This window comes from Pantoea sp. OXWO6B1 (assembly GCF_001641135.1).
GTDB classification, from domain to species: Bacteria; Pseudomonadota; Gammaproteobacteria; order Enterobacterales; family Enterobacteriaceae; genus Pantoea; species Pantoea allii.
In genome coordinates, this window is record NZ_LWLR01000001.1 from 3,855,858 (window position 1) to 3,870,289 (window position 14,432).

15 protein-coding genes and 1 tRNA gene are annotated in these 14,432 nt (G+C 47.9%); 3 read left to right on the plus strand and 13 right to left on the minus strand.

Translation table 11 applies throughout. From position 1 onward, the window contains the following. Nucleotides 1-19: 19 nt before the first annotated feature. The 9 genes from ccmI to ccmA are packed head-to-tail and all read right to left on the minus strand — an operon-like array spanning nt 20 to nt 6,972. Nucleotides 20-1,234, minus strand: a complete 1,215-nt coding sequence (gene ccmI / locus A6A26_RS19975) for a c-type cytochrome biogenesis protein CcmI (RefSeq protein ID WP_063880357.1) — start codon at nt 1,232-1,234, stop codon at nt 20-22. Continuing rightward, the gene (locus tag A6A26_RS19980) at nt 1,234-1,689 is read right to left on the minus strand and encodes a cytochrome c-type biogenesis protein (protein WP_063880358.1); all 456 of its coding nucleotides are present in this window, start codon (nt 1,687-1,689) and stop codon (nt 1,234-1,236) included. The genes ccmI and A6A26_RS19980 overlap by 1 nt, the downstream gene beginning before the upstream one ends. Further along, nucleotides 1,686-2,240: a DsbE family thiol:disulfide interchange protein gene (locus A6A26_RS19985; protein WP_063880359.1), complete on the minus strand. Its 555-nt coding sequence runs from the start codon at nt 2,238-2,240 to the stop codon at nt 1,686-1,688. Before A6A26_RS19985 ends, A6A26_RS19980 begins: the two co-directional genes overlap by 4 nt. After that, complete coding sequence (locus tag A6A26_RS19990) at nt 2,237-4,195, minus strand: heme lyase CcmF/NrfE family subunit (protein ID WP_063880360.1); 1,959 nt, start codon at nt 4,193-4,195, stop codon at nt 2,237-2,239. The genes A6A26_RS19985 and A6A26_RS19990 overlap by 4 nt, the downstream gene beginning before the upstream one ends. Further along, complete coding sequence (ccmE, locus tag A6A26_RS19995) at nt 4,192-4,677, minus strand: cytochrome c maturation protein CcmE (protein WP_063880361.1); 486 nt, start codon at nt 4,675-4,677, stop codon at nt 4,192-4,194. Before ccmE ends, A6A26_RS19990 begins: the two co-directional genes overlap by 4 nt. After that, a complete protein-coding gene (gene ccmD / locus A6A26_RS20000; protein ID WP_063880362.1) occupies nt 4,674-4,904 on the minus strand; it encodes a heme exporter protein CcmD in 231 nt (76 codons plus the stop codon). The genes ccmE and ccmD overlap by 4 nt, the downstream gene beginning before the upstream one ends. After that, nucleotides 4,901-5,641, minus strand: a complete 741-nt coding sequence (locus tag A6A26_RS20005) for a heme ABC transporter permease (protein WP_063880363.1) — start codon at nt 5,639-5,641, stop codon at nt 4,901-4,903. The genes ccmD and A6A26_RS20005 overlap by 4 nt, the downstream gene beginning before the upstream one ends. Before the next feature lie 54 nt (nt 5,642-5,695). Beyond that, nucleotides 5,696-6,355, minus strand: a complete 660-nt coding sequence (gene ccmB / locus A6A26_RS20010) for a heme exporter protein CcmB (protein ID WP_063880364.1) — start codon at nt 6,353-6,355, stop codon at nt 5,696-5,698. Continuing rightward, on the minus strand, nt 6,355-6,972 hold the full coding sequence (ccmA, locus tag A6A26_RS20015) for a cytochrome c biogenesis heme-transporting ATPase CcmA (RefSeq protein ID WP_063880365.1): 618 nt from the start codon (nt 6,970-6,972) through the stop codon (nt 6,355-6,357). The genes ccmB and ccmA overlap by 1 nt, the downstream gene beginning before the upstream one ends. 243 nt (nt 6,973-7,215) lie before the next feature. Between ccmA and A6A26_RS20020 the strand changes: the two genes are divergently transcribed. From A6A26_RS20020 to A6A26_RS20030, 3 genes are all read left to right on the plus strand, one after another. Beyond that, complete coding sequence (locus A6A26_RS20020) at nt 7,216-8,148, plus strand: formate/nitrite transporter family protein (RefSeq protein WP_063880366.1); 933 nt, start codon at nt 7,216-7,218, stop codon at nt 8,146-8,148. A 73-nt stretch (nt 8,149-8,221) separates the two neighbouring features. Beyond that, a tRNA-Arg gene (locus A6A26_RS20025) sits at nt 8,222-8,296 on the plus strand. Between the two features lie 179 nt (nt 8,297-8,475). Further along, nucleotides 8,476-9,741 (plus strand): tyrosine-type recombinase/integrase, encoded by a 1,266-nt coding sequence (locus A6A26_RS20030; protein WP_063880367.1) that lies wholly within the window; start codon nt 8,476-8,478, stop codon nt 9,739-9,741. A 58-nt stretch (nt 9,742-9,799) separates the two neighbouring features. Here the strand turns inward: A6A26_RS20030 and A6A26_RS20035 are convergent, their stop codons facing one another. The 4 genes from A6A26_RS20035 to A6A26_RS20045 form a co-directional block, all read right to left on the minus strand. Beyond that, nucleotides 9,800-10,969: a S8 family serine peptidase gene (locus A6A26_RS20035; protein ID WP_063880368.1), complete on the minus strand. Its 1,170-nt coding sequence runs from the start codon at nt 10,967-10,969 to the stop codon at nt 9,800-9,802. After that, nucleotides 10,966-12,813, minus strand: coding sequence for an ABC transporter ATP-binding protein (locus A6A26_RS20040; protein ID WP_063880369.1), 1,848 nt, complete (start codon nt 12,811-12,813; stop codon nt 10,966-10,968). Before A6A26_RS20040 ends, A6A26_RS20035 begins: the two co-directional genes overlap by 4 nt. Nucleotides 12,814-12,882: 69 nt before the next feature. Continuing rightward, a complete protein-coding gene (locus tag A6A26_RS25605; protein ID WP_155740523.1) occupies nt 12,883-13,056 on the minus strand; it encodes a hypothetical protein in 174 nt (57 codons plus the stop codon). Between the two features lie 38 nt (nt 13,057-13,094). Continuing rightward, nucleotides 13,095-14,417, minus strand: coding sequence for a radical SAM/SPASM domain-containing protein (locus A6A26_RS20045; protein ID WP_063880370.1), 1,323 nt, complete (start codon nt 14,415-14,417; stop codon nt 13,095-13,097). Nucleotides 14,418-14,432: the final 15 nt, after the last annotated feature.

Consider the following 14,432-nt stretch of genomic DNA (forward strand, 5'->3'; position numbering starts at 1 on the left):
ATTGCCAGATAGCAGCCGGTTAAGGCTGCTGCTGATCGATCGCCACGGCAATATGCTGATGACCATCCCAGGGAACCACTGCGCTAAGCCCGAACCAGTCGCCCGGCTCTGGACTGGCGCGGCCATTGCGTGAAATTCTGACGCGCACCTGGATCTGTTTCTGCGCCGAAAGACGGCGATCTTGCAACATGGCATTACTGTCATCCAGCGTCAGCGATACGGGAAAATGGCCGGGCGATAGCCGCTTCACCGCCACCGGGACAGGCGATATACCGTCAGTAACCGAAATATACATGACTCCGCCCGGCGGTAACATTTTTTCTGCCTGCGGAGAAAGTGTCACGTCGACCGCCAGCTGTGTGTTTTGCTGCCCGGCGTCTGTTTTGGCTTGTTCAATGCTGCGCGCGATGCCGTCGCGACGAGGATCATCGGTCGGCAACACGTGCAACAGCGTTTCCCAACTGTCTATGGCCTGCGAATACTGCTGCTGTTCAAACGCATTATAGGCCAGCAGACTCAGCGTGCGGATATTCTGCGGATGCTGTTTAAGCAGATCCTTAAGCAACAGCCCGGCCTGGCGGTTATCCTGAGGATCGCCCGATCGCGTCAGTACCTCGGCATAATCCTGCTTTAAGGCCATATTGTTGGGTGCTAACTGGAGTGCTCGCTCAAACGCCTGACGGGCGGTTGTGGCATCATTGAGTACCATACCAAGACGGCCCAGCATCGCCCAGCCGCCAGGATTATCAGGTTCGCTTTGCAGTTGGCTGCGCAAACCGAGCTGTAAACGTGAGAGTTGCTCCAGGGTAAGCGGCCGGGCATGAGGGTCCATGACCTGCGCGCGCAGCGCCGGATAGTCTTCCTGTATCTGCATCCAGCCACTCAACTGCGTTAATCCGCCGGTTTTGAGATAGCTCGCCACAGACACGACGATCAACACGATAAGGCCGGGTAACAGCACCCAACGACGGCTGCTGCTGTGCGCGTGGGTCTCCGACGCAGGCGGGATGTCACTGAGCAGGGTTTGCTGCAACTCTCGCTCCATCACGGCCCGATCGGCAATCACGCCCTGTTCTTCATCCTGAGTGAGTTCAGCCAACCGTTGCTGATAAAAATGTGTGTTAAGGCTGTCGCGCGCATCTCCGCGCGCCTCGCGTTGTCGCCAGCCTGCCGCCAAAAACAGCACGCAGGCCGCCAGCAGGAGCAGCAACATCGTGATTAAAAAAACCGCCATTATACTTTCCTGTCCGACTTCAAAATCGCCGCCAGGCGCTGCTGTTCTTCATCATCAAGCTCGCTGCGGGTTTTGCGCTGACGACTACGCAGCACGATCACGGCAGCGCCCAGTACCACAAACAGTGCCGGCCCGGCCCATAAGATCAGGGTGGATGGGGTGACAGGCGGCTGGTAGCTGACGAAATGGCCATAGCGCGCCACCATATAGTCGACGATCTGCTGACGACTCTGTCCCTGTTTCATCAGTTGGTAAACTTTTAACCGCATATCTGACGCAATCATGGCGTTGGAGTCGGCAATGCTGTTGTTCTGGCACTTAGGGCAGCGCAGCGAGGCCGTGATGTCCCGGTACTGCTCTTCCTGCGCGACGGAGTCAAATGCATAGGTATCCATCGCGGCCCACAGGCTGGCGCTAAACAGCAGCCCACAGATCATCATCACAAGGGATTTCATGCGCCGCTCTCCTTCATATATTTATCCCACAACGGCTTCACTTCCTGTTGCCAGACGCGCGGATTCAGGTCACCGGCATGGCGATAGCGAATAATCCCGTTGCCATCAATCAGAAAAGTTTCAGGTGCACCGTAGACGCCAAGATCGAGGCCCAGCATTCCGTCACCATCATACAGGCTGAGCGCATAAGGATTGCCCAGCGTATTCAGCCAGGTCACCGCCTTTTGGCGATCGTCTTTGTAGTTCAGCCCTACAACACGGACGCCCTGCTCTGCCAGCGCATTAAGATAACGATGCTCGGCGCGGCAGGTTGGACACCAGGTCGCCCAGACGTTCAGCAACAGCGGCTTACCGGTAATCAGCGTCTGCTGATTATAGGTTTGACCCGGTTTATCCAGCGCCTCCAGCCTGAAAACGGGCAGGGGCTGGCCAATCAGAGCTGACTCCAGCCGGGAAGGATCGTCCCCTTCAGCATTCCGTGACAGTTGCCACAGGAGGGCGGCTGCCAGCAGTAAAAATAATCCCAGCGGAACAAACAGAATTTTTTTCATACCTGCGCCTCAGGATCGGCTTTCTTGCGCGAGCGATAACGGGGGTCCAGTAAACAGAACAGGCCGCCGACAGCCATGAACAGCCCACCAAACCAGATCCAGCGAACAAAAGGTTTGTAGTAAAGACGCACCGCCCAGCTGCCGTCATTCAGCTCTTCACCCAGCGCAGCGTAAAGATCACGGGTAAAACCCCCGTCAATAGCCGCCTCGGTCATCATGGTACGCGCAGCAGAGTAAAAGCGTTTTTCGGCATACAGGATGGCTTCCGGCTTGCCCTTGCGAGAAACATCAATGACTGCGACGCCGCCACTGTAGTTAGGGCCTTGTAACTCCTGAACATCACGAAAAACAAAATGGTAGTGATGGATATCGACGCTGTCGCCTGCTTTCATTCTTACATCGCGCTCAACGCTGTATTGAGTACTGAACGCAATGCCAATCACGGTGACGCCCACGCCAAGGTGTCCCAGCATCATGCCCCAGTGACTGCGCGAAAGATGACGTAATCCGGTGAAAAAACGGTGACGATGGGTGGCGCGTTCATGCAGCTCCATCAGGGTCAACACGATGATCCATACCGCCATCAGTAATCCCACCACCGTCATGGCTTCAACACGATCCTGCAACCACCAGGGCAGCAGCACGGACGCGATCAGCGTGACGATCAGCGCTAACACCAAACGGCGCACCAGTTTTTGCGGTTCATCACGTCGCCAGCGCACTAACGGCCCAATACCGAGCATCAATGCCAGCGGGGCCATTAACCAACTAAACATCGTATTAAAGAAGGGTTCGCCTACCGAAATGCTGCCCAGGCCTAATTGCTTATGCACTAAGGGCAATAGCGTACCGAGCAGCACCACCAGCATAGCCGCAATCAACAGTACGTTATTCCCCAGCAGGAAAGATTCGCGCGACCAGAGTTCATTTTGCACCCGACTGCGCACCTGTCCGCCTTTAATGGCATACAGCAGCAGTGAACTGCCAATCACAATCACCAGGAATGCCAGAATAAACATGCCGCGCGCAGGATCGGAGGCAAAAGCGTGCACCGACACCAGCACGCCAGAGCGAACCAGGAAGGTGCCGAGCAGGCTCAGTGAGAACGCGGTGATGGCCAACAACACCGTCCAGGCTTTGAAGGTGCCGCGTTTTTCCGTGACCGCCAGCGAATGCATCAAAGCGGTGCCCGCCAGCCACGGCATAAAGGACGCGTTTTCCACCGGGTCCCAAAACCACCAGCCGCCCCAGCCCAGTTCGTAATAAGCCCAGGCTGAACCCAGCACAATGCCGATGGTGAGAAAGAGCCAGGCGGCGGTGGTCCAGGGGCGCGACCAGCGGGCCCAGGCCGTATCCAGCCGTCCCGCCATTAACGAGGCGATGGCAAACGCAAAGGCCACGGAGAAGCCGACATAACCCATATACAGCAGTGGCGGATGAAAAATCAGACCGATATCCTGCAACATTGGGTTGAGATCGCGACCGTCTACAGGATAATCGGGGAGCGTCCGGCTAAACGGATTTGAGGTGAGGATAATAAACAGCAAAAAGCCCAGATTAATCATCCCCATCACTGACAACACACGGGCCAGCGCGTCCTGCGGCATACCACGGCTCAATATTGCCACGGCCAGCGTCCAGCTGCTGAGCAGCAGCACCCACAACAGCAACGAGCCTTCGTGCGCGCCCCAGGTCGCGGCAATGCGGTAATACACCGGCAGGAGCGTATTGGCGTTATTCACGACATAGCTGACGGTGAAATCATTAACGATAAAGGCCCATACCAGCAGCATAAATGCGCCCGCGATGCAGGCAAACAAACCGGCGGCAAGCGGGCGCGCCATTGCCATTAAACGCGCGTCCTGACGCCATGCGCCCCACAGTGGATAAACGCTGAGCAGGAGCGCCAGCGCTAAGCCGAGACAGAGTAAAAAACTGCCCACTTCTGGCATCATGGTGTGTTCCCTGCCTGCTGTTTCATGGCTTCCTGCCCTTGCGGTGCGGGCTTCATTGCCATGGTAATTTCGGGTGGCGTGTAGTTTTCATCATGTTTCGCCAGCACCTCTTTCGCGTTAATCAGATTGCCGGGTTCAAGAACGCCCTGAGCTACGACGCCCTGACCTTCACGAAACAAGTCCGGTAAGATGCCGACAAAGTTAACGCTGACCACGGCGCTGCCGTCATAAAGCTGAAAGGCGACGGCCAGGGTTTGGGGATCGCGTGTCACGCTGCCGGGCATCACCATGCCGCCCACGCGCAGGCGCAGTCCCGGCTCAGGCCTGATATGCGCCTCGCCTTTGCCATTGATAATTTCACCCGGCGTGTAAAACAGATCGATATTGGACCGCAGCGCATACATTACCAGCGCCGTAGCCAGCCCAAGTCCGGTTAGTATCGCCAGCACAACATACAGACGACGACGACGACGGGTATTCACTTTTCCTCTCCTGTCGGTTCACTGGCATGTTGACGTCTGGCCGCACGCAGGCGGCGCTCCCGGGCATCACGCTGACGAATGTCAGCCAGCAGACGACGATGCGACAGCAGCGCGTGCAGTGCCAGCCCCAACATGGGTAGTACCGTACACAGGACGGCCAGCCAGACATAGAAGGCATAGCCTCCCATGGCAAAAAAGTCATGCCATGAGGCAAAAGCAGGCGTCATGACTTGCTCCTTGAGTTCGCAAGTGCAATCGCCCAGGGACGTCGGCGTTCCGTTAGCAGGATGAGATTACGCAGGCGCAGTAGCGTAAGGGTAATAAACAACAACAGGTAACCCAGAATCGCCCAGCGCAGCGGCGTGCGCATCGGTGGCGCTATCGCCTGCTGCATCAGCCCGGACGATCCCTGGTGCAGGGTATTCCACCACTGCACGGAAAAATGAATGATGGGCAGATTGATCACGCCGACCAGAATCAGCACGCTGGCCGCGCGCCCAGCCGTCCGGCGATCGTCAAACGCATGGTACAGCGCGATAACGCCAAGATATAAAAACAGCAGCACCAGCTCAGACGTTAATCTGGCGTCCCAAATCCACCAGGTGCCCCACATCGGTTTGCCCCAGGCAGAACCGGTGACTAAGGCAATGAAGGTGAAGACGGCTCCCACTGGTGCCATCGCTGCCGAAACCAGATCGGCCATTTTCATTTGCCATACCAGGCCGGTGAATGCGGCAACCGCCATGGCGCTGTAAACGCCCATCGACCACATTGCCGCAGGAACGTGAATATACATAATCCGAAAGCTGTCGCCCTGCTGATAGTCCGGCGGTGCATAGCCAAATCCCCACACCCATGCCAGCAGCAAACTCGCTATGCAGGCCACGGCGCACCACGGCACCAGCCGACCGCATAACTGATAGAGCCGTTCAGGCTTTGCCAGCTGATGTAATCCTTTCCACATGATGAATTGCTCACATTTAATTAGTGCTTATCTGCACGTCTGTTGCGTGATGATTTATTGCAGCGTGATGCGCAAGGCAGCCGCTGTTGCAAAAGGGGCCAGCGTGGCACTGCCGACCAGCATGGCACCCAGCAGCGCCAGATAGCCGCCAATGGCTAACCCCTGCCCCGCCGCATCAATGGCGGCGCTGGCAAAAATAAGGACCGGAATCGCCAGGGGTAAAACCAGCAGGCTGAGCAGCACGCCGCCGCGACGCAACCCAACGGTCAGCCCAACCCCGATGGCACCTAAAAAACTCAGCGTTGGCGTACCGAGCAGTAGCGTTAATGCCATGGCCCGCCAGCTGTGCATATCCAGTGAGAGTAACATGGCAACCAGCGGTGAGAGCAGAATCAGGGGCAGGCCGGTTACCAGCCAGTGGGCGATCACTTTGCCCATCACCGTGACCGGTAGCGGCGTGGGCGATAATAAAAGCTGTTCCAGCGTTCCATCGAGATAGTCGTCACGGAACAGCCTTTCCAGTGCGAGCAGCGAGGAAAGCAAGGCGGCAACCCAGACAATGCCAGGGGCAATGCGCGCCAGTTGCTGTGGCTCGGGTCCAATGCCCAGCGGGAAGAGCGTGATGACAATCAGGAAAAACCACAACGGATTGACCACCTCTGCCCCTCGACGAAATGCGATACGCAACTCACGCTGGATAAGGCGAAACAGCATTAATGACACTCCACGCTTTTCAGACTGATTTTGGTTATTTCTCCGCGCCAGCCGGGCAAAGCCTGATGGCTGGTCAAAATCAGCGCCCCGCCGCCACACAGGTGATCGGCAAACCGGGCGATTAGCGTTTCAACGCCGGTTTTATCGATGGCGGTTAAAGGCTCATCCAGAATCCATAACCTTGCCTGGGTCAGCCACAACCGTGCCAGGGCAATGCGACGCTGCTGCCCCGCAGAGAGTTGCGATGCCGCGACGTCTTCATAGCCCGCCAGCTCAACGCTGTCTAGTGCGTTAAAAATTTGTTCATCGCTGCACGTATGATGATAAAACCGCAAATTTTCCAGCGGAGAAAGTGCCGCTTTGATACCCGGAAGATGGCCCAGATACAGCATGGAACGGTGCCATTCGTCACGTTGCCGCTGAATGGGCTGCGACTGCCACAGCACGTCACCCTGTTCTGGCGCGCTTAATCCCGCCAGGACGCGCAGCAGTGAGGTTTTACCGGCCCCGTTTGGCCCTTCAATTTGCACAATGTTGCCCGCTGCCACGCTAAACGTAAGCGCCTCAAAGAGCGCACGCTCATCACGAACACAAAGCAGATTGATGATTTCCAACATGGGAGGGTAAATCGCGCCAGCCAAATAAGGCGGAAATGATAGCACAATGTTGCAATCTGCCGAAGACCGCGCGCCTCCCGCTTTTCAGGCTGTTGTAGACATTCGTGCTTTACGCGTGGCGCAACGGTCAAAAAGCGCTCTCCATTAAAATGTTGTAACTTTTGCTAGCAATTGCAGAAACACTTTCACACACCAAAAAACGTCTACGCTTATAACGCATTTGCACTGTTACCAGGAGAAAACATGAAGCCTTCATCAAGCATGAATCAGGGCAAAAATGATGTTGATAGCGAAGAAAAGGACGAAGGCAAAGAGGATATCGAGGTAAATGAAGATGCCCTTCCCTCACGCGCTGCCGCTATCCACGAAGAAATTCGTCAGGATGGGGAGAAAGAGCTGGAGCGTGACGGCATGGCCCTGCTGTGGTCAGCCATTGCGGCCGGTTTGTCGATGGGCGCATCGCTCATGGCAAAAGGTATTTTTCAGGTTCATCTGGACGGCGTACCCGGTGCCTTTTTACTGGAAAACCTGGGCTACACCTTTGGCTTTGTGATTGTCATTATGGCCCGTCAGCAGCTTTTTACTGAAAACACCGTAACGGCCGTGCTGCCGATAATGCACAAACCAACGATGGGCAATGTCGGATTACTGCTGCGCCTGTGGGGCATTGTGTTGTTGGGGAATCTCATCGGCACGGCATTCGCGGCGCTGGCGTTTAACGAGATGCCCATCTTTGATGAGGCAACACGACAAGCCTTTACCGATATCAGCATGAAAGTGATGGAACACACGCCGGGTGAGATGTTTGCCAATGCGGTGATTTCAGGCTGGATTATCGCCACGATGGTCTGGATGTTCCCCTTTGCAGGGGGCGCCAAACTGTTTGTGATTGTGATGATGACCTGGCTGGTCGCGCTGGGCGATCTGGCGCATATCGTGGTGGGTTCTGTTGAGGTGTTTTACCTGGTATTTGACGGCAGCGTGCCCTGGACCGATTTTATCTGGCCCTTCGCTATCCCGACATTGCTGGGTAACCTTACCGGTGGCACGCTGATTTTCGCCCTGATTAGCCATGCACAGATCCGTAATGATATGGGAGAAGCTGCACAGGCCAAAGTGAAAGCCGAACGGCGAAAAGCAGAGAAAAAACGTCAGCAGCAACAAGAAGAACGCTAAATTGCTGACAGAATGAGCAAACGCGCGGCAGTGTAGTGAATCCTGCCGCATAACTGCGTTATACTGCGCTGGCGTCTCCTTAGTTAAATGGATATAACGAGCCCCTCCTAAGGGCTAGTTGCAGGTTCGATTCCTGCAGGGGACACCAAATGCTAGTCTCTCAACGTATCTCAAAGTCTACTTTACCCATTCCATTCAGTCACTTAACTAAACCCGATAGTCCACCTGCGTCTCCATCGGGCTCACAAAATCCACAGTGTCATGTTGGTACAATTGTTGGTATGTTTGGTTCGATAATGCAGATACCATCAGCCGGGGATTTTTACTATGCCGCTCACTGAGTTAAAGGTAAGAAATGCTAAGGCTGCTGTGAAGCCGGTCAAAATGACAGACGGTAATGGTATGCATCTTTTGATTACCCCACACGGTTCCAAATACTGGCGTTTTCAGTATCGCTTTGGTAGCAAACAAAAGATTCTTGCTCTCGGTGTTTATCCTGAGGTCACGTTATCGGAAACCCGACGCAGAAGAGACGAAGCTAGGCAACTCGTGGCAAATGGCGTTGATCCAAGTGAAAAACGCAAAGCTGATAAGGTCGAGATCAAAGGGCTGCTGACATTTGAAAAGGTTGCACGAGATTGGCATTCCAGTAACAGGACGTGGTCGGAAAACCACAGAACTACTGTGTTAAGCAGTCTTGAAAGTCATTTATTCCCTATTATTGGCAATCGTAATATCACAGAACTCAAAACCCGTGACTTACTGATTCCACTAAAAAGGGCTGAAGCAACAGGTCACCTCGAACTCGCTTCACGTCTTCAACAACGCATAACTGCGATCATGAGATATGCTGTCCACAATGCATTGATTGAGCAAAATCCTGCCTATGACCTCGCTGGTGCTGTAATTTCTAAAAAAAGTATTCACCGCCCTGCCCTTCCTTTAGAACGGTTACCAGAGCTCATGCAACGCATTGAAGCTTACAGAGGCAAAGGCATAACACAGATTGCGACCCAGCTTACACTCCTGACATTTGTACGTTCGAGTGAATTAAGATTTGCACGTTGGTCAGAGGTAGATTTCAAAAACTCACTATGGACTATACCCGCAGAGCGACAAGCACTCATTGGGGTTAGATATTCAGCAAGAGGGGCAAAAATGAAAAGCCCTCATCTGGTGCCTTTAAGCAAACAATCTAAAAAATTGTTGTTACAGCTACATGCAATCAGTGGTGGCAAAGATCTCATGTTCATCGGATTTAGTAATGACGACAAACCGATCAGTGAAAACACAGTCAACAAAGCCCTTAGAACCATGGGATACAATACCCAAACTGAAGTTTGTGGGCATGGTTTCAGGACTATGGCTTGCAGTGCATTGATTGAATCCGGGCTTTGGTCAAGAGACGCCGTAGAGAGGCAAATGAGCCACCAAGAGCGTAACAGCGTTAGGGCAGCTTACATCCATAAAGCCGAGCATTTAGAAGATCGGAAACTTATGCTGCAGTGGTGGGCTGACTATCTGGAAGCTTGTAAAGAAGAAGCACAAACACCTTTTTACTTCTCAAAAAAATCCCAATCTACAGGGACGTAATTTTTTTGATAGTTTTTAATTAATAAGCATAAAACACTTAGAGTTACTAAATTCTAATTCAGACAGTTATTCTTCCTGCACCATAAAATGCATCAAAGAGGTCAGGATATTTTTCTTCTTTTCCAAAAATAAAATCATGCCTTACCTGCTCGTGCAGATTTATAACCATAGATTCAAAGCTTGAATAGTTTTTATTTAAATCTCTAGAAGCCTTATTTTTTAAATTGTTAGCTAGTTCAATTGCTGTTTGGTTCATTGAGAGCGATAAATTTAGTGCTGCAACACCAGCCGCTACCGCGCAAGCTCCGCTTGTGCCTTTAAAATTATGCGTATATTTCTTCAGGTCTGCGGAGAGCGTGGTAAGACCTAAGTTTTTAATTTCTCCATTTGAAGAATAGGCATCATGTGATGGAGCACAAAGATCGATACCAGGTCCAAAACAAGAATAAGATGCTTTCTCATAAAAAGGGCTAATAGCTGATACAACTAATACATTGCTGAGGGTACTTAGATTATTGCTAAAATGAGATGAAAACTTCGGTTCACCATTAATATTTTGTGAGTATACTATCGTTTTATCCCCGTCATAGTTAATAGGGCAATTACTATTACCAGCTGACCACAAAAAAAGCACACCTTTACCTCTTCTTCCTCCTTGAGAGGATAAAGAAGAAATCAAATCAATACTTTCATTATTAAGAATAAAGTCAGGAAGCTTTGACCATGTATTAACGAATATATCAACTTTATCCGAGAGAGCCTTAACAAACTGCTGAAACCCAGATTGGTTTATGATAAATCTGTTATCGTAAGGCCATCGGATCGGTAAAATCTTTACCATAGGGGCAATACCTATAGGAAGGCTATTGCTCAATGGCCCAGCGATCAGACCACAAATTGCCGTTCCGTGCTTGAATTTATCAGAGAAAACTCTATCAGCTTTCGATTTGTCTTTAGTAATATTAAGCTTACCGTTTTCAATGTAAGTAAATGCTTCAATATTATCTGAGTAATCATTACTAAAATTGTCAATCAAACACCCATCATCAGCTACTGCAACAACTATGTCACTATCACCAAAAGACTGATTTGAATTCCAATAATTTTCAGCATTAACTGAACATAAAGAGCCTGAAGTAAAAGAGGGATGCTTACCATGCAAGTGCCATTGGTGATCATAAAGAAAATTATCTTTTAAAAGAGAATTAAGGGCATCAAATGATTTCATTGAGCATCCTCCAGAGATACAGTTTCATTTTCCCAATGCTGTTTATATTCTTTACAACTTATCAAAAGTTCATGGTGCTTTCCTTCCGCGAATACACTACCATTTTTTATGAAAATAACCTTATCCATATCATTAATGATATCAACACTATGAGATATACATATTACTGTTTTATTCGAAAAAAAGTTTTTGAGATTTTCCAAAACTTTCGATTTGGTATTTGGATCTAATGCTGAAGTTACTTCATCAAGTAAGAGAACATTATGTTTTTTAATTAAGCCACGAGCTATATTTAACCTCTGTAATTGCCCACCCGACAAAGTAGAACCTTTATTCCCAATTTTTGCATTTAAAAGAGAGGTGAAACTTTCTTTTTCATTCATAAGGTCTTGCAAACAAACCGAACTCATAACATGCTCAATTTCATTGATAGATAAGTTTTCCTTAGAAGTGCAAATATTATATAAAACCGTATCATCAAAGAAATTTGCGTCCTGAGATACATATGAAATGTTCTCTCTTAGACTTGAGGTATTGAAATCATCCAATTCAGATGTATTAATCAATATAGAGCCATCACTTTCATAATCATATAATCCTAACAACAACTTTAAAATCGTTGATTTGCCACACCCTGTAGCACCGACTAAACCTACCTTTTCTCCTTTTTTGATTTTGAAGTTAATTTCTTTCAAGACCAGCTTTTCGCCGTGTTTCATTGAGACGTTTTTAAACTCAATCAATTCGATATTATTTAAACAGTGATAACCTTCTTTTTCTTTTTCATTCTTTATCAGTGTGTTTAAGCTTGTATTGAATAAAGCATATGCACGAAACAAAGCAGTGAATTGGTCCATTAATGTCGAAAAAAGTCCCTCCAGCTTAAATACCAATGCGTACACAACAGCCACTTCACCTGAAGAAATACCTTTTGAAATCCATAGAAACAAGATCATCAGTGTTATGATAGCCATTATGAGTGAACTTGTAATAATCATTATCGTCTCTGATCTCGTAATTGACCTTAAATACAAAGCAGATTTATTTATAAAATCCTTTAGTGAAACCACTATCCTGTTAGATTCATTTACATCATTATATTTAGTAAATAATTTCAGTGTTAAAACGTTATTGAAATTATCACTAATTACTCCATTGACGTTCACGGATTGATTTGCCGACTCACGAGCTAGTTGTTTTGTTTTAGGAACATAAAATTTAGCAATAAAGAAAATCGCGAGCATCCACGTGAAAATTGGAGCAAGCAAATACAGGTTAATCGACGCCATAACAGAGAAGGAGAATATAAAAAAAGCGATTGTAACCCAAATATTCTGGAAGAACAGAGAGGACATTTCATTGACAGCCTGACCAGCCTGCCAAATAGAAGATGTTATTTTACCAGGATTATTACTGTCAAAAAAAACCATCTTGTTTTTCAAGGTTTCTTTGTAGAGCTGAACTCGAACTAATGCACTTAATTTCGAATAAACTGCTTGATTTATTGTTAGTAAATTCAAGCACCTTAATAGAGGCCTAATAAACAAAAGCATTGCCAAGAAAAGAATAATAAAAATTTGGTTATCGCGTAATGCTTTAATAATAGTATCGCGATCCCGACTAACCTCACTAATCAGATCAACAAGCTTTCCTGAAGAGTGAATAATAAAAACCTCACAACCAGAACATAATAAACCAAGCATGAAAAGTGAAGAAGCTAAAAGCTTATGATCTAATGCAAGTTTAACTAACACTCTTAAAGAATTTTTTTCTTTTAGAAAAGCATTATCCTCTTCAAATGGCTTAATAAAGCTCTCAAATTTTTTTAAAATAGAAGTTAGCATTTTCTATCCTTATTTAAGCAACAGCGCAAAAGCGCTGTTGCTTATCCCTATTGATAATTAAGATTTCATTTAGAAGTGTCCACCGACACCCGGTCCGCCACCACCAGCGCCTACGGCACAGCAAAGGAACTCAAAATTACCTTCTTCATCTTCAGGATGTTTTGAAATAAAAGTAATTTCAACATCTTCATCCTCTAGATTAATATTTTTCTCACTTTGATGCAATTTCGAATCAAGACTCATTTTACTCTCCTTTGATTGGAAAAAACACTACTCACACATCATTCCGCCAGAGACTGCTGTACTCCAAATTTTAGCAATTCCCTGGTGATATGACATATCGGGCCATGCTCGGCTATGCCATTCTTATCGTAACGTGCAGACAAGCATCCTGAGGCACAACTCCATCTGGCAAAACATTTAGAACAATCACTAAATGAAGTATTATTAATTTGCCTTAAAGAATTAACTTTTTTCACATCAAACTTAAAGTCATTGTCTTTGAATGTCCCAACATGGAACAGGTCATAACCTTCATTTTCGCTTCGACTATATCTATGACAACCTGCGACTTCACCTTTGGGAGTAACAGCGAACTCTACATTACAAAAACGGCCCCCCCTGCGATCAACGTTACCCATTAGCTTGTTTGTGACATTGATGCCATTTTCTTTAGCTAAAAAATATGCTTTTTTAAATTGATCTATGAACTCTTGTTGTTTGGGCTTTGAAAGTTCACTATCAGTCGCTCGGCCAATCTCAGCCATTGGTTCCATGCGAACTTCCTTGGCAGATGTATAGTCCCTAATATATTCGACCATTTCGACTAACCGTCCTGTTGATTCGCTAGATAGAGTCGTCCTGAAATGATAAGGAACACCATGCTTAGTTAATAATTCGCTTGTTCTAAGTAGCGCTTTTTGTGAACTTTTTCCATTAGGGAAAGGACGGTTCAGTTGAAGATCGGGTAATACATCAAATGATAAAGTTACAAAGTCGATATTTTTTTTGAGCCACTTTGCCTTTTCGTCATTGATTAAGACTCCATTAGTTATTAACCTGATATAAGTATTAACACCAGCCTCGTCAGCTTTATACTTTATGTAATTATTTATCCATACAATCAATTCCCATTCCGTAGTAGGTTCTCCACCTCCAAGGTACCTGAACTCTGCGGTGTGACTATGGATTGATTTTGCATTCTCAATAGCAATGTCTACAGCCTTTTTAGCTATTTCTTTGCTCATTGCTTCACTCTTCTCACCTGTGGCCCTGGCATAACAATAGCTACAAGCCAGATTACATGTTTCAGTGAGTAGCAAAGTGGCCTCAAACGGTTTAAATTCCTCAAGATCTTCTATTACAGGTAATTGCTTAATGTGTTCTCCAATAACATTCCACTTGGACAGTTTTTTTATTATCGGATGATTTATTTCTTCAGCATCCAGATTAACATGATTTGCAAGCTTTTCAATTAATGGTAAAGAAGCCTTACTACTTTTAAAAGCTATACCTCTTAAAGGCAGATGAGAGTATATAAGCCCATCATCTCCTTCAAAGTGATACATGGGTGTATTCAATACTTTATGCTCTGATGAACTCATAACTCACCTCACTCT